The 25,129-nt window shown below is 33.8% G+C and carries 23 protein-coding genes; 10 read left to right on the top strand and 13 right to left on the bottom strand.

The features are described from left to right. Nucleotides 1–142 precede the first annotated feature (142 nt). From OZP09_RS17795 to OZP09_RS17750, 10 genes are all read right to left on the bottom strand, one after another. The gene (locus OZP09_RS17795) at nt 143–730 is read right to left on the bottom strand and encodes a hypothetical protein (RefSeq protein WP_269235015.1); all 588 of its coding nucleotides are present in this window, start codon (nt 728–730) and stop codon (nt 143–145) included. Nucleotides 731–1,201: 471 nt separating this feature from the next. Continuing rightward, nucleotides 1,202–1,963, bottom strand: coding sequence for a nucleotidyl transferase AbiEii/AbiGii toxin family protein (locus OZP09_RS17790; RefSeq protein ID WP_269235014.1), 762 nt, complete (start codon nt 1,961–1,963; stop codon nt 1,202–1,204). Continuing rightward, the gene (locus tag OZP09_RS17785; protein ID WP_269235013.1) at nt 1,960–2,256 is read right to left on the bottom strand and encodes a DUF6922 domain-containing protein; all 297 of its coding nucleotides are present in this window, start codon (nt 2,254–2,256) and stop codon (nt 1,960–1,962) included. The genes OZP09_RS17790 and OZP09_RS17785 overlap by 4 nt, the downstream gene beginning before the upstream one ends. Nucleotides 2,257–2,530: 274 nt before the next feature. Further along, nucleotides 2,531–3,298, bottom strand: coding sequence for a hypothetical protein (locus tag OZP09_RS17780; RefSeq protein WP_269235012.1), 768 nt, complete (start codon nt 3,296–3,298; stop codon nt 2,531–2,533). 229 nt (nt 3,299–3,527) lie between these two features. After that, a complete protein-coding gene (locus OZP09_RS17775) occupies nt 3,528–4,448 on the bottom strand; it encodes a restriction endonuclease (protein WP_269235011.1) in 921 nt (306 codons plus the stop codon). 319 nt (nt 4,449–4,767) lie between these two features. Then, nucleotides 4,768–5,901 (bottom strand): HNH endonuclease signature motif containing protein, encoded by a 1,134-nt coding sequence (locus OZP09_RS17770; RefSeq protein WP_281309751.1) that lies wholly within the window; start codon nt 5,899–5,901, stop codon nt 4,768–4,770. Between the two features lie 118 nt (nt 5,902–6,019). Then, nucleotides 6,020–6,808 (bottom strand): GIY-YIG nuclease family protein, encoded by a 789-nt coding sequence (locus OZP09_RS17765; protein ID WP_269235008.1) that lies wholly within the window; start codon nt 6,806–6,808, stop codon nt 6,020–6,022. A gap of 31 nt (nt 6,809–6,839) precedes the next feature. After that, entirely contained in the window at nt 6,840–8,069 is a 1,230-nt protein-coding gene (locus OZP09_RS17760; RefSeq protein ID WP_269235007.1) for a putative phage abortive infection protein, read from the bottom strand. A gap of 5 nt (nt 8,070–8,074) precedes the next feature. Then, nucleotides 8,075–9,082, bottom strand: a complete 1,008-nt coding sequence (locus OZP09_RS17755; RefSeq protein ID WP_269235006.1) for an AAA family ATPase — start codon at nt 9,080–9,082, stop codon at nt 8,075–8,077. Between the two features lie 303 nt (nt 9,083–9,385). Continuing rightward, nucleotides 9,386–9,643, bottom strand: coding sequence for a helix-turn-helix domain-containing protein (locus OZP09_RS17750; protein ID WP_269235005.1), 258 nt, complete (start codon nt 9,641–9,643; stop codon nt 9,386–9,388). Between the two features lie 523 nt (nt 9,644–10,166). On the opposite strand from OZP09_RS17750, the gene OZP09_RS17745 reads away from it, so the two are divergent. The 7 genes from OZP09_RS17745 to OZP09_RS17720 are packed head-to-tail and all read left to right on the top strand — an operon-like array spanning nt 10,167 to nt 18,682. Next, nucleotides 10,167–11,330, top strand: a complete 1,164-nt coding sequence (locus OZP09_RS17745) for a TonB-dependent receptor plug domain-containing protein (protein WP_349293608.1) — start codon at nt 10,167–10,169, stop codon at nt 11,328–11,330. After that, a complete protein-coding gene (locus OZP09_RS17740; RefSeq protein ID WP_269235004.1) occupies nt 11,327–11,854 on the top strand; it encodes a helix-turn-helix domain-containing protein in 528 nt (175 codons plus the stop codon). The genes OZP09_RS17745 and OZP09_RS17740 overlap by 4 nt, the downstream gene beginning before the upstream one ends. Next, nucleotides 11,854–12,510, top strand: a complete 657-nt coding sequence (locus OZP09_RS17735) for an IS3 family transposase (protein WP_281309427.1) — start codon at nt 11,854–11,856, stop codon at nt 12,508–12,510. Before OZP09_RS17740 ends, OZP09_RS17735 begins: the two co-directional genes overlap by 1 nt. Continuing rightward, nucleotides 12,471–12,686, top strand: coding sequence for an IS3 family transposase (locus tag OZP09_RS22690; protein ID WP_432419431.1), 216 nt, complete (start codon nt 12,471–12,473; stop codon nt 12,684–12,686). The genes OZP09_RS17735 and OZP09_RS22690 overlap by 40 nt, the downstream gene beginning before the upstream one ends. 24 nt (nt 12,687–12,710) lie before the next feature. After that, complete coding sequence (locus tag OZP09_RS17730; protein WP_281309750.1) at nt 12,711–14,627, top strand: TonB-dependent receptor domain-containing protein; 1,917 nt, start codon at nt 12,711–12,713, stop codon at nt 14,625–14,627. Between the two features lie 10 nt (nt 14,628–14,637). After that, nucleotides 14,638–16,029, top strand: coding sequence for a RagB/SusD family nutrient uptake outer membrane protein (locus OZP09_RS17725; protein ID WP_269235000.1), 1,392 nt, complete (start codon nt 14,638–14,640; stop codon nt 16,027–16,029). A 28-nt stretch (nt 16,030–16,057) separates the two neighbouring features. Next, nucleotides 16,058–18,682, top strand: a complete 2,625-nt coding sequence (locus tag OZP09_RS17720) for a S9 family peptidase (protein WP_281309749.1) — start codon at nt 16,058–16,060, stop codon at nt 18,680–18,682. Between the two features lie 62 nt (nt 18,683–18,744). Here the strand turns inward: OZP09_RS17720 and OZP09_RS17715 are convergent, their stop codons facing one another. The 3 genes from OZP09_RS17715 to OZP09_RS17705 form a co-directional block, all read right to left on the bottom strand. Further along, nucleotides 18,745–19,035 carry a hypothetical protein gene (locus tag OZP09_RS17715; RefSeq protein ID WP_269234998.1) on the bottom strand — a complete coding sequence of 97 codons (291 nt, stop codon included), beginning with the start codon at nt 19,033–19,035 and terminating at the stop codon, nt 18,745–18,747. A 58-nt stretch (nt 19,036–19,093) separates the two neighbouring features. Beyond that, entirely contained in the window at nt 19,094–20,623 is a 1,530-nt protein-coding gene (locus OZP09_RS17710) for a MauE/DoxX family redox-associated membrane protein (RefSeq protein WP_269234997.1), read from the bottom strand. Between the two features lie 365 nt (nt 20,624–20,988). After that, nucleotides 20,989–21,438 (bottom strand): nuclear transport factor 2 family protein, encoded by a 450-nt coding sequence (locus OZP09_RS17705; protein ID WP_269234996.1) that lies wholly within the window; start codon nt 21,436–21,438, stop codon nt 20,989–20,991. A 126-nt stretch (nt 21,439–21,564) separates the two neighbouring features. Here OZP09_RS17705 and OZP09_RS17700 point away from each other — a divergent pair, with 126 nt between their 5' ends. The 3 genes from OZP09_RS17700 to OZP09_RS17690 all read left to right on the top strand — a co-directional run bounded on the left by OZP09_RS17700 (nt 21,565) and on the right by OZP09_RS17690 (nt 25,125). Next, nucleotides 21,565–21,927, top strand: a complete 363-nt coding sequence (locus OZP09_RS17700; protein WP_269234995.1) for a winged helix-turn-helix transcriptional regulator — start codon at nt 21,565–21,567, stop codon at nt 21,925–21,927. Between the two features lie 762 nt (nt 21,928–22,689). Next, a complete protein-coding gene (locus OZP09_RS17695; RefSeq protein WP_269234994.1) occupies nt 22,690–24,678 on the top strand; it encodes a GAF domain-containing hybrid sensor histidine kinase/response regulator in 1,989 nt (662 codons plus the stop codon). An 81-nt stretch (nt 24,679–24,759) separates the two neighbouring features. After that, on the top strand, nt 24,760–25,125 hold the full coding sequence (locus OZP09_RS17690; RefSeq protein ID WP_281309748.1) for a response regulator transcription factor: 366 nt from the start codon (nt 24,760–24,762) through the stop codon (nt 25,123–25,125). Nucleotides 25,126–25,129: the final 4 nt, after the last annotated feature.

Genomic DNA, 25,129 nt, shown 5'->3' with positions numbered 1-25,129 from the left:
ATATTCTCTCAAAAATAACCAAAAAAGATTATAAACGATCAAAAGAATAAATGGTTGCTCTACTCTTCTTAAAAAAGCCAAATTGTACAAAACAGTTATTTAAAGTCGGGAGACTTCAAAAGGTTTTGAATTTATAAGAACATTAAAAAAATGTGCAAAGTCGAAGAATGCACAGCACTAGAATAGAACACTTCGGACAGCAGGGTAATTTTGCAAAAGAATTTGCTTTTTCGAGTTTTTTTGAGGCTTCGTTAGTTTTATGATTATCTGCTAGTTTTGAACTTGCATTAATATAAAAAATCAAACTATCATTTCTAATTTGCTCTTTTCTTTCGGCTATTAACCTAAGTTTTTCTTCCTTCTCTTTTTTAAGCTTTAATTGCTGCGCTTCTTTTTTGTCGATGGCATTGTAATGCTCCAGAATAGGAATAGAAAACAAGAAAAGACCGCAAGTTAAAATGGATTTTATCTTTGTAGTAAAACAAAATCTAAATTTTTTCTCAATATAATTGTGACCTGGTGGTATGAGAACAAAACCAATAAACCCTAAAATTAGTGTCAATAATGGATGTTTTAATGTACTCAATGCAAAAAGTAAAAAAAATATACCACCAAGCCATGATGAAAATAGCTGAAATGAATTTGATGTTTTTTTAGCATGAATATTTTCTTTAAAATATTCCTTTAATACTTGTGATTTTTCTGGGATTAAATTAGGAATGTATCTCATTGATAAATTTGAATATTCGTTGAATTTTTCGAAAATGGATTTTATTTTTTTGTCAATAAAGAGTTTAACTAACTTTTTATCAAAAATGCAAAACTATTTTTATTCCATTTTACGGTTTTCCACATTTAATAGATTTTGAAAGCCAAAATAGTTCTTTACTAAAAAATGAATCAAGTGTAAATACCTATTTTCAACTTTCAGTACTTTAGCAATTTTAAAAAGTTTTTAAAATAGACTTGTTTATCCGTAAAATCTAAAAAGACGTTTGTGTAACTTTTAAGAGCCCTTCGGAGAGCAGGAGAATAATTGCTTAGCTCTACTCTACTCAATAAAACCAAATTACAAAAACAGTTATTTAAAGTCGGGAGACTTTAAGAGGTTTTGAATTTATAAAAACATTAAAAAAATTGTGCAAAGTCGAAGACATATGCCAGCGTTTCATTAGGAACACTGCGGGGAACGAGGAATTTCCTATCTGATTGAAATGCCTTTTGGGCCAGGAAACTGAAGGCCTAAATATTCATAAAGCCTTCTCATTTTACTACGCCATTCAATTTTGGCCACAGCAAAAGTTTTGCCTCCTTCTATGATGTTAATGCTATCATGTGTATGTGCCGGAATATTGGCAGAAGTAGGAATATTGTCAAAATCCAGAAGTTTTTCGGGATGTTTTACTGCGCATACACCGTCCAGATCAAAAATTGATTTATCTTCAGGTTCGCAATAGCGTTCGGTTTTGGATTGGAGCAGTTGATAGAGTTTAATTAATGGGATATCATTGGTAATGAAATCTAAATCGTAAATATCTTTTTTGCTTCCGCGATTAACAGCGCACGAAAGTTTATAAAGCCCAATATCTTTCTTAGAGAACACCCGTATACCTTCTGTTACTTCTATTGGATCCAGATGCTTCATGTTCTGTATTACTTCGACTTTGATGGTCAGTCCGTCTGCCTTAAGAAAAAACCTTAAAAATGTAAACTGGTCGTTTATATCGCAGGGAAAACTTATGCCGAATACTTTTTCGCCATATAAACCTTTAACCTCATTTATAATTTGTTCATAACCTGCTAAACCTATTATTTCATGGCAGAATAAATCGATATCGTCTGATATTCTATGATTATACTGCAAAGCTAAATTGGTTCCACCTCCCAAACCAAATTTCTCTAAGGAAGGAAGTGTAAATAACTCCTGAATGGTTTTTCTTAGGACGGGAGAGACTGCGCTCATATTCCAACAAGACTATATCTGCTGAAAGATGGAATATTATATCTTTCGGATACCTTACGGCATACCATATTGCTGATGTTCTGTTTAGTGTTTTGAAGATTCGAAACAATTTCAGAACGATCATAAATCTGTTCGAGTTTTAAAATATCATCTTCAAATGTCTCTGAAGTGGTGGCATAGAGTGCCCTTGGTATAATAATAGCCTTATCTTCGATAAAATCAAGTTTATCAAGATCCATATCCCAGAAAAGATGTTTTGGGAAAACCTGTGCTATATTAATACTTTTTTCCATTAGAATACTTATGGCAGCTTTCCGGTAAAAACTGCTTTCTTTAATTCAGGTTTAAGGTAGAATGCTGAAAAACTGCCTTTTAGCACCTAATTATAATACAAATGTATAAATTAAATTTCAAAATACCGCTCACCTGTAAAATGTTTTAACAGTAGTGTAAGCTCAAAATATTATTTTTGGCCGCGTTGCAAACGCTACTTTTGGGATAACAATTTAAGTGGCACTCGTTGCAAACGAGCGCCAATTGGGACACTGTTAGGCACTGGTTTTTCCTTTATTTTTCCCAAATCTTTCTAATTAATTTCAAAAGTTTCAGTTTTCCATTCTTAGTTTCTTTTTTACCAGACTCAATTTCTTCAAGAGTTACAGCTCGATAATTGGCCCTTATGTAGTCAAACTCATCCATATCTGGCTGTTTTAAATCAGCTCCGCCTTTATGTGGAAAATTAACATAATTTTTTGGTGGTTTAGGCAATTCCTGCTCACAATCTTTTGAGCATAAATTAGCAAGCATTGGTATTGTATCAGTGCCGACGTGTGCAGTAATCCACATCTGGTTGGTTGTTTCGTATGTTAGCTTCTTTTCGCAGACACTACATTTTAAATTGTCTCCATAATATCTAACTGGATTGTGGTCAAGTTTTGGAAATCCCATTCGGTTTTTATAATTCCCATAAAGTGCTCTCGTGCTGATTCGACTGTCTTTTAGTTTTTTACACTTATAAATCTCGAATGGAAACCAATGTAAGTCATAAGAAGTATACGGGTCGAAAAACTCAAGCGATTCCATTTGTCCAATTTCAGGCGGAATCCTCTTCAGATTACTTCCATAAAGTCCAATTTTCTTAACTTTTTTAAGTTTTATGATTGACTCCGGAAGAGTGAAAATTTTAGCAAACAATTCGTCTCCAAGAGCTTCTCTCGGAACAAACTCGTCGGTTCCGTTTTCAGCAACCTGATCAATGTATTCACATAGTTTTTTCCAAGCAACAGAATTTCTGTCTTGTACATCATTCGATATTTTGGAAATTCTTTTATTCATAGTCCTTATAGCTTGTGCCTAAATTATTTATATGCAGTTAAAGTTGCGAAACTCTACCCGAAATTGGGTATTTATACGAATGTTTATTACGTTTATATATTTTCAAAAATAACCAAAAAAGATTACAAACAATAAAGCCGAATATTTAAATATTTACTCTTAAAGTATAGAAAGTTTCATTGATTTTGATTGTGTGCACGAGTGTGACACTCGCGCCAGCCAGAGGATATTATTGTAAAGTATTTTCAAACAACATTTCTTCAAAAGTATCAACTGGATTCAATATTCCACCTTTTACTCTTTCATACTTTTTGCATAGTTCAACAATTTTACCTTGATCACCAAAATGAACCAATTTTCTTTCTCTTTCAGTTAAGCTTTCAAAGTAATTATTAGTAAAGCCATAGGTAGATAAAAAAAGTCCTTTTTCTCTTTTTTCGTTAATTATTATTTGGCTAAACTCTTTTACCGCCAATTTACCAACTTTTTGTTGACTTCTCCAGTGTTTTATTTCTACAATAAATGTTTTAGAAATGGCATTTATTTTGCACTCCAAAATGATATCTTTTCCTCCATCTTTGCTTGAAGGCGTTAAAGTCACCTCAAAACCTAAACCTTCAAATATTTCAGCAATTACTCTTTCTAAATCACGCCATTCTAACATTTTCAAGTTATTTGCATTTTCAGAGATAAGTTTAATCAAATTTCTATTTAATTGTCTAATGTAAAATATAACATTATTAATTTCCTCTTTCGTAGGAAGACTATTGGCCCATTTGTCCAGGCCTTCGACATCAATAATTTCTATTCCCGCAGGATTGTATTTTAAATTCTTATATTTTAATCTTTTATAACTTGATTTAAAAGAAATTTGATTAGGAATGATTAATAGCAATTTATCATATTTATTTCGTAATTGAATTCTATTAAGTGTTTCAACTCCATTAGCTAATGCTTTTCTTTGACCTGAATCGCCTTTTATTTCAATAGCAATTTTATAAATTTTATTGTCTACAATTTTTTCTGCAACTAAATCTGGACTTGGTGTAGACCCAATATATTCAATTATTTTTACGTCAAAACCAATATCCGATAAAACACGATTTACTTTTTGAATGATATGTGCCTCCTTTAAACTTATATGATTCATTGTAGTATATTTATATCACCAACCTGTATATGCGAAACAAATATTCTCATATCTACTTAGGTTTCGTTTTATATCTTCTCAAAAATAACCAAAAAAGATTACAAACGATCAAAAGAATAATTGGTTGCCTCTACTCTTTCAATTAAACCAAATTACACAAAACAGTTATTTAAAGTCGGGAGCCTTTAAGAGGTTTTGAATTTACAAAAACATTAAAAAAATTGTGCAAACGTCTCCGACTTTGCACAGCGTTTCATTAGGAACACTTCTGAGAGCAGGTTTGGATTATGTCAATAAATAACTTTCAATTACAAATTAATTATTTGTTTTCTGATTGGTAATCTTCTAATGAAATATAATTTCGTGTAACACCTTTACTTTTATTTATTTTTGCTAAAACAGTTCTATCAATATTTCTTTGCAAATATGATGTTAATTCTAAAAAACGAGTTTGAGGAATATGAAAAAATCCTCCCGATTTAAAATCCTTTTTTACCTTTCCATAAAAACTTGCATAGTTAAAAACTTGTCCTTTAGATTTTAATTCAAAATTTTTAAATTCAGAATATCTATCTGCTAAATATTTAGAATAGCCATACATAATAACATTTTGTCCAATAGATCCTTCTGGATATTTTTGGATTATTTTTTTTTGAGCACTTTTTATAGTCAAATTAACTACGTTATTATTTCCTAAAATTGGCGTATTTAATGTACTGTTTGATATTTCAATACTTGATTTATATTCCTTCAAGCTTAATAAATAATCATTCTTTAGATTTTCTTTTTTAATCAGTACCTCTTTTTCTGTGATTGCTTTTTCTCCAATCAGTGAATGACAGTTTGGGCAAACTGAAATTAAATTTTCTAATATTGTATTTGCTGAATTTTCATCAATATGATGAAACTGGATTCTTCCTGCATCCGAAAAAGCACAAAAAGCACATTTATTCTTTGATTCTTGCAAAAGCCTAACTTTTTGCCTATAAGTTGGGTTTTTCCTTTTATCTGCCATATTTCTTCTATTTATATTTCTCTCAAATTGAATTTTAGAAAACTCTGAGCATTCGCTATAATGTTTATAGTCTAAATTTTTGAATTTAACTTTTCTTAAATCATCCCACTCTCCACTTGAACTAGCCGTTTTTCTAGAATATCTGAATCCAATTGGATCGAATAAGTTAATTTCTGGGCAAAAATTTTCGTAGACTTTATAATGTCTTCCATTTATATATGAAGGCATTTCTCCTATTATTTTTATAGATTTATCTGTAAAATCAGAGATTAGTAAATCCTCTTTTTGAAGAATTTCTACAATACTTTTAGTCTCTCCTCCTGATAAATCATTAAAAAAATATATCGTGTAAGCTCTTCTTGTACAATATTGTAATATAGGGCATCTAGCAGGAAGTTTTTTTTGTTCACTTATTTTGAAATATTCTTTTTGGTTCATTCCCTAGAAGGTTATAATTAATTTTTAGAGTATAACTGAGTTCAAATAAATACATTGACTTCTTTCATTACAAAAAATAAAATTGAGATTATAAAATACAACATTTTTTAAATCATGATTAGTTGTAATTAGACATAAATTCTTCTATATTTTTTAAATCTTTCAATTGTAAATTAAACCATTCTCCTCGAATTCTTTTATCTTTAAATTTTTCGTGAAGTTGTTTTTCAACATGTTTATTGCACTTCCATTGAGCAATCAAAAATATTTTTGGTTCCTGAGAGTGAAGAGTTTTTTCTCTATAATGCGGATTTATACTTGTACCAATTTTGATATAGCCAGAATCACTATTTACCATCAAGTATACATATTCTGAATTCTTTATTCTTTCAAGTTTGTAATTTTTATTAAAGAAATCTCTATAAAAATCAGCGTGTTCAATTAAGATAATATTTTTAATTCCTCTTGAACCAGTAGAAACCATAACAGCATTTTGACCTAAGTAGGGCTTCAATTCTAATGAGGTAGTAGTAAAAAAATCTAACTTTTCTAAAAATCCTCGAAGTTTTATTTGAAATGTATTAAATGCAGAAATTGCATTTACATCTTCAAATTGTTCTGCAAGAAAGGTTGCAAAGCGCATTAAAAGATGAAAATAATACTTTTCATCTAAGATTAAATTAATAATATAACCTTGTAGTTCATTGTCATTAGTCACATAAAACATTTCTATATTTATTTGACTATTCCCATCAACAACGGTAACACCATAACAATGCTTATTGATTCGGCTAATTACATTATTCAAAGGTCCATTATCCAACTTATTAAGCTCCATAATATCATCTCTTGAAAGAGAGAATGTTATATCATCAAATCTATTCTGAAATTCTTCGAAGTTTTCCATAATTTAACTGTAAAGTATTACAAAGAATTATTTAGTCTAAAATTTCTTTTTCCCAATCTTCAAATTCAAATAACATATCCTTTGCTCTTCCTTCCTCAACTCTATAAGTAGGTTCTTCTTGCATTAGATTGAAGATTTTTATAAGATTAAAATCTTTGATTATAAGTTCATTATAAATATTGTGTATCATTCTATAATCAGTTAGATAATGATTTGTATCATTTTCCCAATTTTTTCCGAAATTGGATTTCCAATTATAAAATAACATTGCCTGTTCTTGGTTTGAGAGTTGTGCTCGCAGAATTCTTAGATATTTTCTTTTTTCATTATATCTTATAAATTCTTCATTTTGGTCGGCCACAAATTTGACAGTTTGATATAAATGCCTATAATAATGTGCTAAATATGATGAATGCCCCTGCCCTAATATAAAGTTTAAATTTACAGCATTTTTAAAACCTATATGATTTTCAACAATAGTTTTTAATTGAGTTAAGTCTGTAGATTTATGGTCGTTATTAATATCAATTATGGTATTTATAAATTTGATGTACTCTTCCTCTTCAGGACTAGTGATAGTTATTTTTTTATCATACCGATTGCCGTGAAAAAATAATCCGTATGCATAATTAATAAGAGAATTGGGACTTGTATTCTTAATATAGCTACTTTTAGCTATATAATAAATTATATTTATTTCTTCGAGTAAATGTTTAAAAACTTCTCTCCCATTTAATTTTACAACGTTAATATATTGTTCTTTTCCAATGCAATATGAAGTAGTTAAGTTAATTGAAATTTCATTAACATTTTCTTTATGAAGTCTAATCATTTCATAAAATTGATTTTCAAATCTTTCAATTTTCCATACTTTATCTTGTTCCTTTTTTTCCTGATTCTGTCTTTCTAAATTGTTATTATACTGGATAAGTTGTTCTCTAGTTTCCTTTTCTTGGTTTTTTATTGTTTTAGTAAATTGATTTCTTTGTTCTAAATTGGCTTTATATTGAATATAAAATGCCAAGAAAGTTAAAATTGCTCCAGCTAATGCTATAAATGGCCCAGCTATCCCGTTTATAGTATCCCCTATAGCTCCCGTTTTATTATAGTCGACATAAGATATACTTTCTCGCGTTAGTAGCCAAGGAAGAAGAAATACTGATACAAAGCCAATAATTAATATTATATACAAACCTGTCTTCAAATAACTTTTTTCCTTTGGCTCAATATTCCTCCAAATTTCTTTTAAGTCTTCAAACATATATTTTATTTTAATCGCTTAATTTCAAAATCCTTTTTGTTTGTTTCAAACTTTGGATTTGTTTCAAATATTGCTTTACTTGGAATTGATTCTATTATTAGTGAATATTCTGCTAAAAAAGCTTTCAAAAAACTTATATCAGCTTCGTACGAAGCATCAAAATAATTCTTAATACTTTCTAATAATGTATTTGAAATGGTTTTTTCTTGACAAAATGGACAAATTTCATTTTCTTTTATTGGTTCTGTAGGTAAGTATTGTAAGCCGGTTTTTATCCAATCAGAATTACCAAGTTCTTTTATTAGTTGTGATACAGAACTATTTTCATTACCAACAATTTGTTTAGTAAATATAGGCTCGTTTTCTACAATTTGTGCAGGAAAGCTAATTTTAGGCAAATAAGGGTATTTTTCTGCATTATTTCCTGAAATAGATTGTAAATCTTTTTTTAGGTCGTCAATACTTTTTGTCGGTTTTTGATCTGGTTTGGGTAATCCTATAATATAGCTGAATAAATTATCCTTTGAACCTTTATATCCTTCTAGGCAAAATTCAAGAACTCTGTCACCACCGCTATAATCTGTTTTGATTTTCCAAACAGTATTTTTCGCATTTTCAGTTTTTTGATTTATTGAAGATTGCTCAATAACAAATTCTTTATCTTTTGTTTCTTTTTCAATTTCAAGTTTTTCAATTTCTTTTTTAGCATTACTTATTTTTGTTTCTGCTTCTTTATTCTCCTTTGAAAGTGTAAAAATTCCTTTCAAATTTTCAGGTTCAAAAAAGTTTTCTTGAATGAAAGATTGATTGTAAACAAGTATTTCTTTATTTTCATCTAATCCGTCAACAGAACAATTTTTAAATTTTTCTTCAGTTTGTTTATTAAGAAAGTTTGATAAAGTACTTTTACCTGTTCCATTTAAACCATAAATTAGATTTACTTTTTTATCAGTTTCTAAAGCCGTTGGACTTTTATAGCTTGCTACATTGTTTAGGTTTATTTTTGTTATCATTTTCTAAGAGTGAATTTCGTTTTGAAATGCGATAATTTTAGTATGAGTCCTAAATTATTTATATCTGAAAGAAACATTCGCCAATCTACCCAATTTTAAATGTATAATTAGAATGCATTTTTATCTTGTATATTTTAAGACATCAACTGATTAATTTTCAATAACAAACATATAAAACAGTTTTAACTTTACTTTACGGTTTTCCATAATTGCTTTTTAAAGCCGCAAATTAGTTTTTTGGAATATAAAGAAACCACGTATAATTACCCGTTTTAAATTTAATTTTAAAATAAAAAAAGATGCCTAAGCATCTTTCTTAAATTCTTCATCATCAAAAAAATCTTTCAACGTTATATCTAACATTTTGCAAAATTTTTGAATAGAATATATAGTTACGCCTCTTTTGTTTTTAATGCTTTCCCACCTATTAATTACTTGCCTATCAATATGGTTTTTTTGGGCAAAATCTGTTTGTGAAAGCCCAGTTTTCAAACGTAAAAACTGGATTCTTTCTGCTATCTTTTTTTGTAGTATAGTATCTTCTTTTGTCAATTCTGCCATACTGCAATTTTGATTTTTTTCTATAATATCATGTAAACCACTTGGATTACAAATAATATTTTTTATCTTTGAGAAAGATTGTGATATCTATTCTTAATAATAAATATCATTTATTAATTTTGCGATTCTTCTAATAAAAAATATTTGAAGCATTCGCTTTGAATCTCGGCTCAAAACTTGGCAGTTTATACCACGAGATGATAAGTATGGTGCTCACGTCTTTGGCGTGGGCTCACTTATTTGTGGTGGCCATGCCAAGTGCCAGAGACGTTTAAGCTGAGTTCCGCGCCTTTTTTATGCTTATTACTCCACTTAGATTCTTAGCCAATACTTCTAATTTATTTTTTAAAGTTTCGCAGCCAAAACTAACTTATACCCTTTTGCTGCCTATGAGAGAATAATATTTTAGTGCGATTGCTTCGCCTTTCGCCATGACAAAAAAAATGGCCCTCTACTTCGTCGCCAAACTAGCGTAGAGGACCTTAGCTAACAAAACCAACGTTTCACTAACCAACCCAATATTATGAATAAATTTTCATTTATTAAGGGTGGCAAGGCTCTTTATTGCCTATTTTTAATGGGTTCATTATTGTCTTTCTTCCCTGTTTACTCCAAAAACGGAGTCCGGAAATCATCCACTTTTCTTCAACAACATCACATTCAGGGTACTGTCACAGATGGTACTGCTCCCCTGCCCGGGGTTACGATTACCCTAAAAGGCAAACTCAATGCTACTGCTATTACAGATTATAGCGGTCAATACAGTCTTTCTGCTTCGCCTCAGGATACTTTGGTAGTTTCTTTTATCGGTTTTAAAACGGCTGTCGTTCCTGTTGCGGGGCGTACTACAATTGCTATTGTACTGCATCCTGACACCACAACCTTGCAGGAAGTGCGGGTGAATGCCGGATACTATTCGGTAAAAGAAAGCGAACGTACCGGAAGCATTGCCCGCATTACTGCTAAGGACATTGAAACCCAGCCTGTGACTAATGTGCTGGCTACGATGCAGGGGCGTATGGCGGGTGTGAGCATTACACAGACCACCGGAGTGCCCGGAGGCGGTTTTGACATCAAGATACGTGGACAGAACAGCATCCGTACTGATGGGAATGCGCCTTTGTATATTATAGACGGGGTTCCGTATGCGTCTGACCCCATTGGGTATAACCAGACTGCGTCTACTTACCCGAGTGTTACCAGTCCGCTCAACAGCATCAATCCCGATGCCATTGAAAGCATCGAAGTGCTGAAAGATGCCGATGCTACGGCTATATACGGTTCGCGTGGTGCGAATGGTGTGGTGCTGATTACCACCAAAAAAGGAAAGGCGGGTAAAACTACTTTTACGGTTAATGCGGCAACGGGTGCAGGAACTGTAACGAAATTTATGAAACTCATGAATACAGAACAGTATCTTGCGATGCGCCTACAGGCTTTTGTAAACGACGGGCTGAGTTATGGCGCGACCGATTACGATATTAACGGCACCTGGGACCAGAATCGCTATACCGACTGGCAAAAGGAACTGCTGGGAGGTACATCACTGCAACAGGATATTCAGGGTACGTTATCGGGTGGGTCAGAGCGCACTCAGTTTTTGCTGAGCGGCAATTATCATCAGGAAACCACGGTGTTTCTGAACATGCCCCAAAAAGTTAGACACTATTTGGGGCATTTTTTATGAACAGAAAAGTAAAATTCAATTATGCATTTAAGTTAGAATGTGTAGAATTAGTTTTAAAGAAACATTATTCGAACGTGTATGTTTCAAGATTGAAGGGTTTGGACGAGTCCAATATCCGTAAATGGGTAGCTTTTTATAAAGCATACGGCAAAGACGGCTTATTACCTAGAAGGAATCATAATTATACGGTTGATTTTAAGTTAAAGGTTCTAAAAGCCATTAAAAAAGAATCACTTTCCTTACGCGAGACCTCGGTGAAGTTTAATATTGCCGATGCAGCTATTCTGTTAAAATGGCAAAAAGATTTTGCTAACTTTGGAGTTGAAGCATTACAACCAAAACCCAAAGGCAGGCCCAAATCTATGAGCAATTTCAAACGTAAAAAACGCAAATCAGACAAGCCATTATCCAGGGAAGAAGAACTTCTCTTGGAAATTGAAGCCCTGCGCTGTGAGAACGATTTGCTAAAAAAGCTACAAGCCTTAATTCAAGCCGAAGAAGCAGCCAAAAAGCGCAAGCCATAATGGAATTAAGGCATTTATATGATTTAGATTTACTTTTGAATCGTACTAATATGGCACGTAGCAGTTTTTACTACTATGAAAAACAAAACAAATCTGTGGATAAGTATCAAATCATAAAAGAATTTATAAAATCCATTTATCACAAGCACAAAGGTCGTTATGGCTATAGAAGAATTACCGACGAATTGAACAATAAAGGGATAACTATCAATCATAAAACAGTTTTCAGATTGATGAAGCTATTAGGGCTAAAAAGCATTATTAGAATAAAGAAATATAAATCATATAAAGGGGAACAGGGCAAAATCGCACCTAATATTTTGGAACGCAATTTTAAATCAGAAGCTCCAAATAAAAAATGGGCAACCGACATAACCGAGTTTAATGTATCAGGAAAAAAACTATATTTATCGCCTATTATAGACTTATTCAACCAAGAAATTATCAGTTATGAGCTAGCGGAACGACCCGTATTTAGTCAAGTGGTCGTGATGTTAAAAAAAGCATTTAAGAAAATACCAAACAATACTAATTTGACCTTACATTCTGATCAAGGCTGGCAATACCAAATGAAACAATACCAGCATTTATTGAAAAAAAAGGAATCGTACAGAGTATGTCCAGAAAAGGGAATTGTCTGGATAATGCGATTATAGAAAACTTCTTCGGGATATTAAAATCCGAATTGTTTTACCTTAAAAAGTACAGTTCTATAAGTCAATTAAAACAAGATATCGAAAATTATATTATCTATTACAATAGAGAAAGAATCAAGTCAAATTTAAACAAAATGAGCCCGATACAATATCGAGCTCATCATTATCAAAATTAATTATAAATTTGTCTAAACTTTTGGGTGCAGTCTATTCCTGGGGATTTTTTATATAAAAAAGGCGGTGCGCAAATCAATATCAACCACCGCTCTGCAGACAACAAATTCAGGGTCACTTTTTCCGGCGGGTATACTGCGCAGAACAACGACCTGCCTGCTTTTGACCTTACTTATGATGCACGTGCGCTTGCTCCTAATGCCCCAGCTTTGTATGATGCAGACGGCAATCTGAATTGGGAGAACGGGACATGGGATAATCCGTTGCGAAATTTAAACGCCAAATTTGAATCGAAAACCAACGACCTTGTAGCCAATACAGTAGTATCGTATGAGCTATTGCCACAGCTTGTACTCAAAAGCAGTTTTGGCTATACTGCCCTGAGCACAACTGAAACCCGTACTTCTCCTTCGACAATCTATAACCCTGCTTTTAATATTACGAGTGACAAATCTGCTATTTACGTTAATGATACCGACCGCTCATCATGGATTGCCGAACCACAGATTAACTGGAAAAAGCAGCTTGGAAGCCATTCGCTAGATGTGCTTTTAGGCGCTACTTTTCAGCAACAGACTACAGAAAAGCTGTATCAGTCCGGAAGTGGTTTTAGCTCCAACAGCCTAATCTATAATCTGGCAGCTGCTAAATTCCCTAAAATACTGCTTGATGAAATCACCCAATATAAGTATCAGGCGTTTTTTGGGCGACTCAATTACAGTTTCGATTCGCGCTATATCCTGAACCTGACTGCCCGTCGTGACGTCTCCAGCCGATTTGGTCCGGGGAACCAATTTGCTGCTTTTGGAGCTGTTGGGGCAGCATGGCTGTTTTATAAGGAATCTTTATTTTCTGCATTACCATGGGTAAGTTTTGGTAAAGTACGTGCCAGTTTTGGTACTACAGGTAATGACCAGATTGGTGATTATATGTTTTTGGACACGTATACCACTGCCAGTGCTAATTACAACAATACTGTAGGGATGCAACCTACCCGTTTGTTTAATGCTAATTTTGGATGGGAAACCAATAAAAAACTCGAGGCAGCACTGGAACTAGGCTTTTTGGAAGACCGGATTTTTACTACCGCTGCATGGTACCGCAACCGATCTTCTAACCAGCTTGTAGGCGTTCCGTTGCCGGGTACAACAGGCTTTACCTCACTACAATCTAATCTTGCTGCTACAGTAGAAAATTCAGGATGGGAATTTACTTTGCGTACTGTAAATTTTAATACGCCCCATTTTGACTGGACTACCAGCGTTAACCTGACTTTTGCCCGTAACCGCCTTGTTGCATTTCCCGGACTTGCAACCTCTACCTACAGTCAAAAATATCGAATTGGAGCACCTTTGAATATACTGCTGCTTTATAACTTTAAAGGTGTCAACCCGCAAACGGGCGTGTATGAATTTGAAGATTTGAACAAGGACGGAAGAATAACTTCTCCTGAAGACCAACAAACTATAGCTGACCTGAATCCTGAGTTTTTTGGAGGCCTTCAAAATCAGCTTCGCTATCGAAACTGGAAACTGGATTTTCTTTTTCAGTTTGTTAAGCAGGATAACATCAAGTATGCAATGGGTTTTGCAGGGCAAATGACCAACCAACCACTTACAGCAGGCAGCAGCTGGATCAATGCGGGAGATACTGCTTCCTATCAGATTTATACAACAGGAGTAAACAGTGCTGCGGTGCAGGGAGACAATTTATATAATAAAAGTACTGGCAGTATAACGGATGCTTCCTATGTTCGTTTGAAAAACATTTCTGTTTCTTACAAAGTTCCGCTAAGCCTTAAAAGTACGCAATGTACTGTTTCACTACAGGCTCAGAACCTGCTGACTTTTACCCCGTATGAAGGCGGTGATCCTGAATTTACTTTTACCGGATACCTGCCTCCTCTAAAAGTGATAACCGCAGGCTTACAATTAACCTTTTAATTTAGAAAACATGAAAGCTATTTACATTATTACCTTCTATATCATACGCTTATGGATGCTCTCTTTTTTGTTTGTTTCCTGCGATTCGTTTGTCGAGGTGCCACTACCCAATTCCCAACTGACAAAAGAAACCGTTTTTGAAGATTATGCTACTGCGAATGCCGCCTTAACGGATATCTACGCAAAAATAAGAGACAGAGGAATACTTACAGGAAATAATACCGGTCTTTCGAACCAACTAGGCAATTACAGCGATGAAATTACTGCTTACGGTACTCCTTCAAATGCCAGTTTTAATTTTTATAATAATGTACTTCTGCCTACTAATACTCTTATTGCTACCTACTGGAATACGAGTTATAATCATATTTACGCTGCCTATTCTATTATTGAAGCGATAGAAAAAAACGAGAATATTAGTGAGGAGCACAAAAAACAACTACAAGGTGAGTCACTATTTATCCGCGCTTTGCTTCATTTTTATCTTGCTAACCTTTATGGTGATGTGCCTTATATTACCACTACGGATTACAGAACCAACAGCAAAGTAACCCGCATGCCTGTTAGTGAGGTGTATAAAAAAATAATTGCAGATCTGGAACATGCTATCGGCTTACTAAAGATACAATACAATCCGGCAGACAGAAGTATCCCGAACCGATATGCAGCGAAAGCCTTACTTGCGAGAGTTTATCTCTATAACCAATTGTATGCTGAGGCTGCCAATGAAGCTTCTGCCGTTCTTAATGAGACTGCCTTATTCGTGCTGACCCCAAAACTGAGTGACGTTTTTTTAATCAACTCTAAAGAAACCATCTGGCAATTGCAGTCGGCCACAGCCGGACAAAATACGAAAGAAGGTTCCTTATTTATTTTTACTGCCGGACCACCGCAACTTGTAGCCCTGAATAGCAATCTAATCAATTCTTTTGATCCTGCAGACGGGCGTAAACTCAACTGGATCAAAATGGTAACCAAAGGTTCCTCTAATTGGTATCATGCTTATAAATACAAAGAGCAAACCGTTACCACTGCCTCTAAAGAATATTCTATTGTTTTTCGACTTGCTGAACAGTATCTTATTCGTGCTGAAGCGAGAGCAAAACAGGGTGATTTAATAGGTGCCAAAGAAGACCTGAACGCTGTGAGAAAACGCGCAGGATTACCAGAAACAATTGCTGTAAGCAAAGAGGAAACCCTGACCGCTATCCTACAGGAAAGAAGATGGGAGTTTTTTACGGAACACGGTCATCGTTTTTTTGACCTTAAACGATCTAATCAACTGGATGCTGTATTGTCGGTCTTGAAACCAGGGTGGAATTCTACTGATGCCTTATTTCCTATTCCGCAAACTGAATTAATTGCTAATCCTTTTTTGGGTATTCAAAATCCGGGTTATTAATCAATAATTATATTTAATCCTCATACTTATGGATTTCAAATTTTTACCCCAAATCGCAGTTTTATTTTTTATTTTGCCATTAGTGACCTGTCCCTCATGGGGACAGGTGGTGCAAAAAAAACAACTGACTGTTGATGATTATCATTTGTGGGGAGAACTTCGTTCTGATAAAATATCCAGTGATTCAAAATGGATCAGTTACACGATGGATTATACAAATAATACTGATACGTTGTTTGTACGAAACACTTTTACTACTGCCACTTATCATTATCCTGCCTGCGATCAGTCGGATTTTACGATACATAATGAGTTTATTACACTTACAGGAAATCAATTAGAAATTACTAACCTCAACACTGGAAGTAAGGAGCGGATTGCTGATGTTTCTCAATATGCGTATTCTAAAGAAGCTAATAGGTTATTGCTTTTAGTAGCATCAGCACATAAGACGCAATCTTTAATACTCAGGCATCCATCGGGAGGCAAAACAGAAGAAATCAAAGAAGTCAAGAATTTTTCGTTAAGTCCTGACGGAAATACTGTAGCGTTCTCTGTTTTCTCTAACAATAAATATTCAGTTGGCATTATTAATCTTAAAAGCAGTACTGTTATTGATTGGATTTTGAGAGAAAATGATTCTAATTTTGATGGTTTTGTCTGGCATAAGAAAGGAAAGTCTTTTGCCTTTCTTGGACAAACAAAAGTTGATTACCATAATACCCTGTATTACTATGTTTTAAAAAACAAAAATCTCCATTTCCTTAATGTTTCTACACAGCCGGAATTTCCGGAAGACCGTTCCATTATTTTAGGTCCCTCCTATAAAGTGACTATATCAGACGACCTGCAAAGGGTGTTTGTTTCGCTTAAAAAGAGAACCAAGCCTGAAGATGTTAAGAAAATATCACCTGTAGAAATCTGGAATACCAATGACAAATGGATTTATCCTCATGAGCAGAAACAAGGAAAGTTTGAGGAACAGTCAAAAGTTTTTGTCTGGTCTGTGCTAAGGGATACCTTTTATGCTGTTACTACCAATGATCTACCAAAACTTATGCTAACAGGCGACCAACACTATGCTATTTTGTCAAATCCGAAAGCTTATGAGCCCCAATTTGAATATGATGGGAACAGGGATTTTTATCTTGTAAATTTAAAGACCAATGAAAAGGAATTATTATTAAAAAACCATTCCGGTTCTTCACGATACACTATTCCGTCTCCCAGCGGAAAATACATATCTTATTTTAAAGATGACAATTGGTGGGTTTATAATATTCAGACTAAATCACATATTAATGTTACTGGCAATACTAACGGGACTTTTTCTGGAAAAGTTTATAAACTGGTTACATCATCGCCCTACGGTAATCCGGGATGGACTCCTGATGATGCGGAAATTTTAATTTATGACCAATATGATTTGTGGGCTATCAAGCCTAATGGAAATTCGTTTAGACGATTAACACATGGAAGGGAATCAGCGATACAATATCGAATAGCTGATATTCCTTTTAAGAAGAAAATTAATCTTTTGTATGAAGGATTCAGAAACGATATAGTTGATTTAGAAAACGGAATTATTCTTCGAGGTGAGGGAGCAGATGGCAAGACCGGCTATTTTAAATGGAGAAAAAAACCTGAACCTAAAACTATTGTTTATGGAGATTTTTATGCTGAGCAACTGCTTTATAATAAAGAGAAACATACTTTTTTCTATACCCAACAAAAGTTTGATGTACCTCCGACACTACTGTATAAAACGGCTGCTTCACAGGCAAAACCAATTTTTGAAAGCAACCTGCAACATTATCATTATGATTGGGGCAAGGCAGAACTTATGCACTATAAAAATTCGAAAAAGCAAAATATAAAAGGTGTATTGTTATACCCTGCACGATACAATACAGCTAAAAAATATCCTATGGTAGTACACATCTATGAAAATCAGTCTAATGAACTTCATTTGTACCGAAACCCAAGTGTTTATCTGGAAGATGGTTTTAATACTACGAACCTTACCACACAGGGATATTTTGTTTTTTTGCCTGATATTATTCATGAAGAAGGAAATCCCGGCATTTCGGCGTCGGACTGTGTTGTGTCCGGTACTAAACAAATTATTGAAAAAGGATTAGTAAATCCGAATAAAATCGGGCTAACAGGACATTCGTTCGGAGGTTATGAGACTGCGTTTATCATTACGCAAACCAAGCTGTTTGCCACAGCGATTGCCGGAGCTGCAGTAACTGACCTGAACAGTTTTTATCTTACCGTAGGATGGGATAGCGGAAAAGCTGATTTGTGGCGGATGAACAAAGAACAATGGAGAATAGGCAAAAGTCCTTTTGAAAATCCTATTGCTTATCAGCTTAATTCTCCTGTTTTTAATGCTGATAAAATTACTACACCTCTGCTTTTATGGACAGGTAAAAAAGACCAGCATGTGGACTGGCACCAAAGTGTTGAATATTACATGGCATTACGCCGTCTGGGTAAAATAAATGTTACCTTATTTTATACTGACGAAGGACACAGCCTCTTAAAACCTTCGAACCAGAAGGATTTTTCAGTACGTGTACAGCAATGGTTTGATTATTATCTAAAAGATGAATCACCTGCCCCATGGATTGAAGAAGCAATACGGTAATTATATAAAAAAATGCAGTTCCATTTAAGGAACTGCATTTACACTTTTGAGATTTCATAAAATCAAGGACGATACACTAATTCTGTACACTCACCCTGATCATCTTTAGCAAAAGCCTGTGGGCCACTAGCCCCATTTGCACGGCAGACCTGAGCTGGTACAGTACTACATTCTATCTCAACATTGTTAAACCCTCCCTCAGGATTAAGAGTGTATCCAATTTCGTCAGCCGCTGCTGAAGTTTGCATAGACATGGTTGCAAGAGCACCAAAAATACCTAATGCTACTACTGCAAAAGGTGTTACATTTTTTAAAAATACAGTTTTCATAATAGTAAATATTAAATTAAACATTGACCTACTTTTTTATACAGGTATTCGATGTTCATTCCTGATACTGGCCGGTATATTTTTAACTGTCCGGAAATTTTCCCTGAACTGTTTTCATTTCATTTTTTATCCTTGCGGTTAATTTATATGACATTAAATCATTTCCGACTATAGCGTATAAATGTGTTGCTGTAACAATGAATGACTGCAACTTTTTATCTGGTCTTTCATATAAAGCAAAACTTAAGAGATAACTTTTTTTATTTATATCGTAAACATCAATAATAGATGCCTGCTCCCATAACTTATCATTTTCAAAACGACCTTTTACTTTTGAATGTACAAAAAGCAGATTTCCATAAGTGGCTGCATGAGCATTGACTACTAAAGGAGGAGCAGACATTGTACGTTGATTTTTATCTGTAAGGTACGCTACTTTAATTTTTGCTTTTGTAATTGTATCAATTGTATTACCTCTATAATCAAGCAACAATCTGTTATTAACTACTATATATTGATTTCGGTAATAATAGAGATATATAATTTTACCTAATTTTTCATCATACAGCATTATACCATCTGTATCAAAAATGCCATCAACCTGTTTTTGTAAAAGGTTACTATTGTATTTGATTTTAGGTGATTGCTGTGTAGAAAATCTTCCCAAAACATGCGCTGCATTTTTTCCATGATTCGATCTAAATATTATTGTGGTACTATCAATTGGCTCTACAAGTGAAAATCTGGGACTTCCTTTAAGTTCGCTATTTATTTTCCAATCTTTTATATTCCCTATAAATACAGCTGGGACATGTCCGTCATTCAAGTAGAAATATTGCCCTCTTACCGCAATTTTCACCATTTTAAAGGGAATCTTTTTTGGATTAAAAGTTATTTTACTGATTCTCTTATTTTTTAAACCTGAATCCCATGACACCACCTGTAATGGATTTGTGTAATTGCCCAGAAATATTCTGTTATTTTCATTACCAGCGAAATAAAATGAATTGAATTTTAAATCTATCGTCTTATCGAGTGTAATAGGATGCTGTGGATAACGCCGGATAAAAGGGTTCTTACGGTGCATTATATTTTCTGATGAAAGAAACAATATAACCACAACTGAAATGCTAATCAGTGTCGTGCCGGCAATCTGTTTTGCTGTATTGTAACATCGATTGGATGTTTTGGCTTTCTGCCTGTTCAAAATGATGGCCATAACAGACAAAAGGACAAATACTATATTAAAAACAAGATGTATATTCCATGTCATTTTTTCTAATATTCCCCCGCATGAGCACGGAATAAATGAACTATAGTGAAGTATGATGTATATATAAAAGCTGAACATGGTCATTAGTGCCAATGTCCCAAAAAGACCAACGTTCCTAAACTTTGGGATAATCAACGCTGCTGCAATTACTAATTCGATAAGAGGTACAAGCCATGCCACCCATACTGCAAATGCACTCAATAAAGGTGACTGCCCCAACTGTACCTGAAAGTTTTCAAAATCTAATAGCTTGCTGACTGCCGCGTAGACGAATAACAGGATATACAGATAACAGATTATTTCTATCACAACACTTTTAAGACTTCCTTTTGACTCCATACCTTATTTGTTTCTAAACTCAAAACAAATTTAGACAGGTGATTTTTTTAAAGTATTGTGAAAAACAGGACAAAAGTTGTGAAAAACGGGACTGTTTAACCCTGAAAAATATTCATGCGCTTTTTTAGCCGGAATTTACTTTTACAATTGTTCTTTACTGTAATTTTTTTAAACCTAATAAATAAGGAAATACAAAAGCCTCATTCCTTAGGAAATGGATCACTACGTTGTGTTACCACTTTTTGAGAATGGGCTTTAACAGACTCAAATAGACAGATTGCATGAAAAATATCGCGATAGCAGAATTTCAAATTAAACTACCCATATGCTTCAAACGAGTATTTTCGAACGCTATTAAAATATAATTACTGAATTCCGGATTTTTTCTCAATTACGAATGCTTTTAACTCCGCCATTTTCCCATCTTTAAATCGCCAGATGTCACAATAGGTATAGTGAACGTATTCTTCATTTTTATTTTTTAAGGCAATATTACCTGTTGCGGTTACAAAGTCGCCCTCCTCTATTGCCCTTTCCATATCAAATATGGGTGGTGCCAGATAGAATTCTTTTATATATTGTCTTACCGCTTCTTTTCCTAAAAGGGTTCTCTCCCCCACAAAGACCCATTTGGTATCTTCAGTAAGATAGGATAAGTATGCTTCGTATTCTCCTCTTTTTACATGTTCGTTTGCCTTAACTAATATAGCTGTGTTTTTCATGTCCATTTTCTTTTTTAATTTTAGATTTTCATTTTGAGAATAACTATTTAGTACTGTCATCAATACTACTATTTGTGACGCTTTTTTTATCATTCCGTTTTTTGATTTAACTTTGAATTTTAGATTATTTAAACAGAAATAGTCCTGCGAAGCTATAACATAAAAGTGATACTGGCTGTATATACAACCCATTGTAAGGTACTATCAAAAATGTAAGTTATGTCGAAAGTTAAGGTTACAAGCACAAATTTTGAAAATAAAAAAATCTTAGAAGATGAGTGTGCTGAGGTATATGCTGCCAATATAATTGGCGGCCAATGGTCACTTGTAATTTGTTCCTGGCTATTGCAAGGCAAAATGCGTTTTGGCGAAATAAAAAAGTCTATCCCCAATATAACCGAACGTATGCTAACCCTACAACTGCGGAAACTGGAACAAGATCATATCATAAACAGAAAGGTATATGCTGAGGTCCCTCCTAAAGTTGAATATGAGCTAACCGAAATTGGATATGAACTAAAACCGATAATCCAGCAAATGGAAGAATGGGGAAAAAGACACAAATATTTATATGCTAAATGAATTATAAAGAAATTTGTTTATCGGCCAAAAAGAAAATTGAAAACTTATAAGACTGTTTAAACCCCAGGTCCTGAAAACCCATACGCCTTATTTTGAGAAGCGGAACATTTATTTTTACGAGAACAAATGCGAATTTAAGATTGTGAGTTTTTCAATCCACATCATCAGGATCCCAATATGCCAGACTCAGGTGCTGCTGGATTAGATTATTTCTTCCGCTTTAAAAAAGTAATGCTTAAGTCATATTTAATACCTTAAACGTATAAATTAACTCTAAGTCCTAATCAGGTTTTAACTATCATGGAACCTAGTGCAGAATCAGGCTATTTTATATTTTATAACATGGACTTCTATTGTATTCAAATCCATGATGAAGAAGTGGCATGCGACGGGTTACTTTTTAATAATATTCATAATATACCCATGACAGTTGTGCCAAACGAATTTACTTTAAAGGATTCTTCGCAGGAGGAAATGATCCGTACCTACCTTAAACAAATCTTTATAAAGTCAATACGATTATAGAAACTTCAACATCTTGATGGTGCATTGGCGCAGCAGCATAATGATCATGGATATGAGGATCCCGCTTATTTTAGCAGGCTTTTTTTCATAAAGACCAATGAAACACCTTTTGGTTTTAAAAACAAATACCTGAGCCTTCAAACTCAGAAGAAGAAATGTAATATCTTAATTATTTCATTTTCTAATTTATTGAAAGTCTATATCAAATTATTATATTTATACATTTACCTTTGATAAATGAAAAATATAGAACTTCCCATACCTCACAACGAAAAAGAACGCTTAGCAGCATTAAAAAGATATAACATTCTTGATTCATTACCTGATCATGCTTTTGATGATGCCACAAAACTTGTTTCCTATATTTGTGGTGTACCTATCGCCCATATCTCCTTTATAGACGAGAGCAGACAGTGGTTTAAATCGGAAATTGGGATCGGTGTAACAGAGGTCCCTCGCGAAATTAGCTTTTGCCAGTATACCATTATGGAATCAAAAATGGTTGAAATCCCTGACACACTTTTAAACGAAAGATTTAAAGAAGACCCTAACGTTACAGGAGGTTTTAAAGTAAGGTTTTATGCTGGTATTCCGCTTACAACACCTGACGGTTATAACATAGGAACCTTATGTGCTGTAGACCATGTTTCTAAAGAACTTAATGAAGACCAGCGAAATGCGCTGTCCATTATTGCAAAACATGTAATAAATCAGTTAGAATTATCTACGAAAAACATTGAGCTGGATGCCCAGAAAAAAATTGCTGAACGTGCTGTATTAGCAAAAGATAGTTTTTTGGCTAATATGAGCCATGAAATCAGGACACCTTTAAACGCTATAATTGGTTTTACAGACCTTTTGGCGCAGACAAAATTAGATACTACCCAAAGAGATTATATTGATAGTGTGCAAATTGCAGGTGAGAACCTGCTTCTGATTATTAACGATATTCTTGATCTTTCTAAAATCGAATCAGGCAATCTGACTATTGAGGTTCAGCCATTCAATTTAAAAAAGACACTTAAACATGTCTATAATTTATTAAAAATCAAAGCATCTTCGGCTGTAGAATTCAATTTATTCGTAGATACCGAATTGCCAGAAATGGTAATAGGCGATCAGGGACGATTAAACCAAATATTGGTTAATCTTACCGGAAACGCCCTTAAGTTTACTGAAGAAGGAGAAGTGACAGTATCCGTAAAAAAGGTTAACGAGACTGATGCTGATTATTCGCTTCGGTTTTCGGTTAAAGATACCGGAATAGGAATACAAGAGGAAAAACTCAAGACTATATTTGAACGTTTTACCCAGGCTGAAGAAAGCACCACCAGAAGATTTGGCGGGACCGGACTTGGCCTTAGTATTGTGAAACAATTAGTAGAACTGCAAAACTCTGAAATCCATGTAAAAAGCAAAGAAGGCCGTGGTTCAGAATTCTCTTTTGTCCTTACTTACAAAAAAGCTGATTACGTTGAAACTCCAATTGAAAAATTAATGGAAGAACATCTGGGCAAACTGAAAATCCTTTTGTGCGAAGACAATGTCCTGAATCAGAAACTTGCAAAAAGTGTCATTGAAAATTTTGGATTTGAATTAGATATTGCCGAAAATGGCGAAGAAGGAATCAATTTGTTGTCAAAAAACAACTATGATTTAGTATTAATGGATCTCCAGATGCCTATCAAAGACGGATACCAAACAACAGAATATATCAGGAAAGAAATGAAACTGAGTATTCCTATTATAGCTATGACTGCGCATTCTCTTGTAGGGGAACAGGAACGTTGTTATGATGTAGGAATGGATGCTTATGTCCCTAAGCCTTTTAAACAGGCAATGCTTTTAGAGACTATAAAAACAGTCCTGACTAAAGATGCCAAACATCCGCCTAAGAGAAAGATCGATTTGTCTTTTTTAGATGAAATGTCTTGTGGCAATCCTAATTTTAAGCAGGATATGATAGATTTGTTTATACAAAAGATCCCTAATGAGCTGGCTCAGCTGGAAGAGGCTTTTAATACTAACGATATGGAGAATGTAAAGAAACTGACTCATAATATGAGGTCCAGTCTGGATATTTTCATGCTAAAAGATCTGTCTAATTTCTTATCCATTATTGAACAGGAAGCAATTATGGGAAAATTTACCTCTGAAAGTTTAGATAAGATAAATATTTTACATTGTGGAATTATTGAGGTAGTTAAAATTTTAAAGGAGCTATGATAAAAGGAAAATATGCTATAGCTTTACGTATTGCCCTATTTTTTTATTAAATTAACTGCTCAAAGATAAATATTCAAACCAATGAAAATAGTTTTAGCTGAAGATAACGAAATCTTACGCAAATCATTATCTTTTTTTTTAACCTCTAAAGGATTTGCGGTTGACCAGTTCTCTGATGGTCAGGAGGCACTAGATGCTATTGAAAAGAATACTTATGATCTCATCCTGACAGATATTAATATGCCAGGCAAAAGCGGAATGGAAATTACACAATATGTCAGACAAAATATCCATTCAGACATTCCAATAATTATATTTACTTCATCAGGCGTTGAACAAACAGAACTAGACTCTTTTGACATAGGCGCAAATGAATTTATGGGCAAACCTATTAGCCCAGCTGTACTCTTAATACGAATTAAGAAATTACTGAATATCCGTTTGTAAGAAA

This window comes from Flavobacterium flavigenum, from assembly GCF_027111255.2.
GTDB lineage: Bacteria > Bacteroidota > Bacteroidia > Flavobacteriales > Flavobacteriaceae > Flavobacterium > Flavobacterium flavigenum.
Note: the sequence above shows the minus strand (reverse complement) of the source record. Positions and strands in the feature narration are given on the sequence as shown.

Excerpts from the sequence above, each read along its gene's own strand:
- OZP09_RS17780 (WP_269235012.1), bottom strand. The coding sequence starts at position 3,298 with ATGAATAAAAGAATTTCCAAAATATCGAATGATGTACAAGACAGAAAT.
- OZP09_RS17695 (WP_269234994.1), top strand. The coding sequence starts at position 22,690 with ATGAAAAATATAGAACTTCCCATACCTCACAACGAAAAAGAACGCTTA.
- OZP09_RS17710 (WP_269234997.1), bottom strand. The coding sequence starts at position 20,623 with ATGGAGTCAAAAGGAAGTCTTAAAAGTGTTGTGATAGAAATAATCTGT.
- OZP09_RS17725 (WP_269235000.1), top strand. The coding sequence starts at position 14,638 with ATGAAAGCTATTTACATTATTACCTTCTATATCATACGCTTATGGATG.
- OZP09_RS17785 (WP_269235013.1), bottom strand. The coding sequence starts at position 2,256 with ATGGAAAAAAGTATTAATATAGCACAGGTTTTCCCAAAACATCTTTTC.
- OZP09_RS17740 (WP_269235004.1), top strand. The coding sequence starts at position 11,327 with ATGAACAGAAAAGTAAAATTCAATTATGCATTTAAGTTAGAATGTGTA.
- OZP09_RS17700 (WP_269234995.1), top strand. The coding sequence starts at position 21,565 with ATGTCGAAAGTTAAGGTTACAAGCACAAATTTTGAAAATAAAAAAATC.
- OZP09_RS17790 (WP_269235014.1), bottom strand. The coding sequence starts at position 1,963 with ATGAGCGCAGTCTCTCCCGTCCTAAGAAAAACCATTCAGGAGTTATTT.
- OZP09_RS17750 (WP_269235005.1), bottom strand. The coding sequence starts at position 9,643 with ATGGCAGAATTGACAAAAGAAGATACTATACTACAAAAAAAGATAGCA.
- OZP09_RS17795 (WP_269235015.1), bottom strand. The coding sequence starts at position 730 with ATGAGATACATTCCTAATTTAATCCCAGAAAAATCACAAGTATTAAAG.
- OZP09_RS17770 (WP_281309751.1), bottom strand. The coding sequence starts at position 5,901 with ATGAACCAAAAAGAATATTTCAAAATAAGTGAACAAAAAAAACTTCCT.
- OZP09_RS17765 (WP_269235008.1), bottom strand. The coding sequence starts at position 6,808 with ATGGAAAACTTCGAAGAATTTCAGAATAGATTTGATGATATAACATTC.
- OZP09_RS17775 (WP_269235011.1), bottom strand. The coding sequence starts at position 4,448 with ATGAATCATATAAGTTTAAAGGAGGCACATATCATTCAAAAAGTAAAT.
- OZP09_RS17705 (WP_269234996.1), bottom strand. The coding sequence starts at position 21,438 with ATGATAAAAAAAGCGTCACAAATAGTAGTATTGATGACAGTACTAAAT.
- OZP09_RS17755 (WP_269235006.1), bottom strand. The coding sequence starts at position 9,082 with ATGATAACAAAAATAAACCTAAACAATGTAGCAAGCTATAAAAGTCCA.
- OZP09_RS17720 (WP_281309749.1), top strand. The coding sequence starts at position 16,058 with ATGGATTTCAAATTTTTACCCCAAATCGCAGTTTTATTTTTTATTTTG.
- OZP09_RS17715 (WP_269234998.1), bottom strand. The coding sequence starts at position 19,035 with ATGTTTAATTTAATATTTACTATTATGAAAACTGTATTTTTAAAAAAT.
- OZP09_RS22690 (WP_432419431.1), top strand. The coding sequence starts at position 12,471 with ATGTCCAGAAAAGGGAATTGTCTGGATAATGCGATTATAGAAAACTTC.
- OZP09_RS17760 (WP_269235007.1), bottom strand. The coding sequence starts at position 8,069 with ATGTTTGAAGACTTAAAAGAAATTTGGAGGAATATTGAGCCAAAGGAA.
- OZP09_RS17745 (WP_349293608.1), top strand. The coding sequence starts at position 10,167 with ATGAATAAATTTTCATTTATTAAGGGTGGCAAGGCTCTTTATTGCCTA.
- OZP09_RS17735 (WP_281309427.1), top strand. The coding sequence starts at position 11,854 with ATGGAATTAAGGCATTTATATGATTTAGATTTACTTTTGAATCGTACT.
- OZP09_RS17690 (WP_281309748.1), top strand. The coding sequence starts at position 24,760 with ATGAAAATAGTTTTAGCTGAAGATAACGAAATCTTACGCAAATCATTA.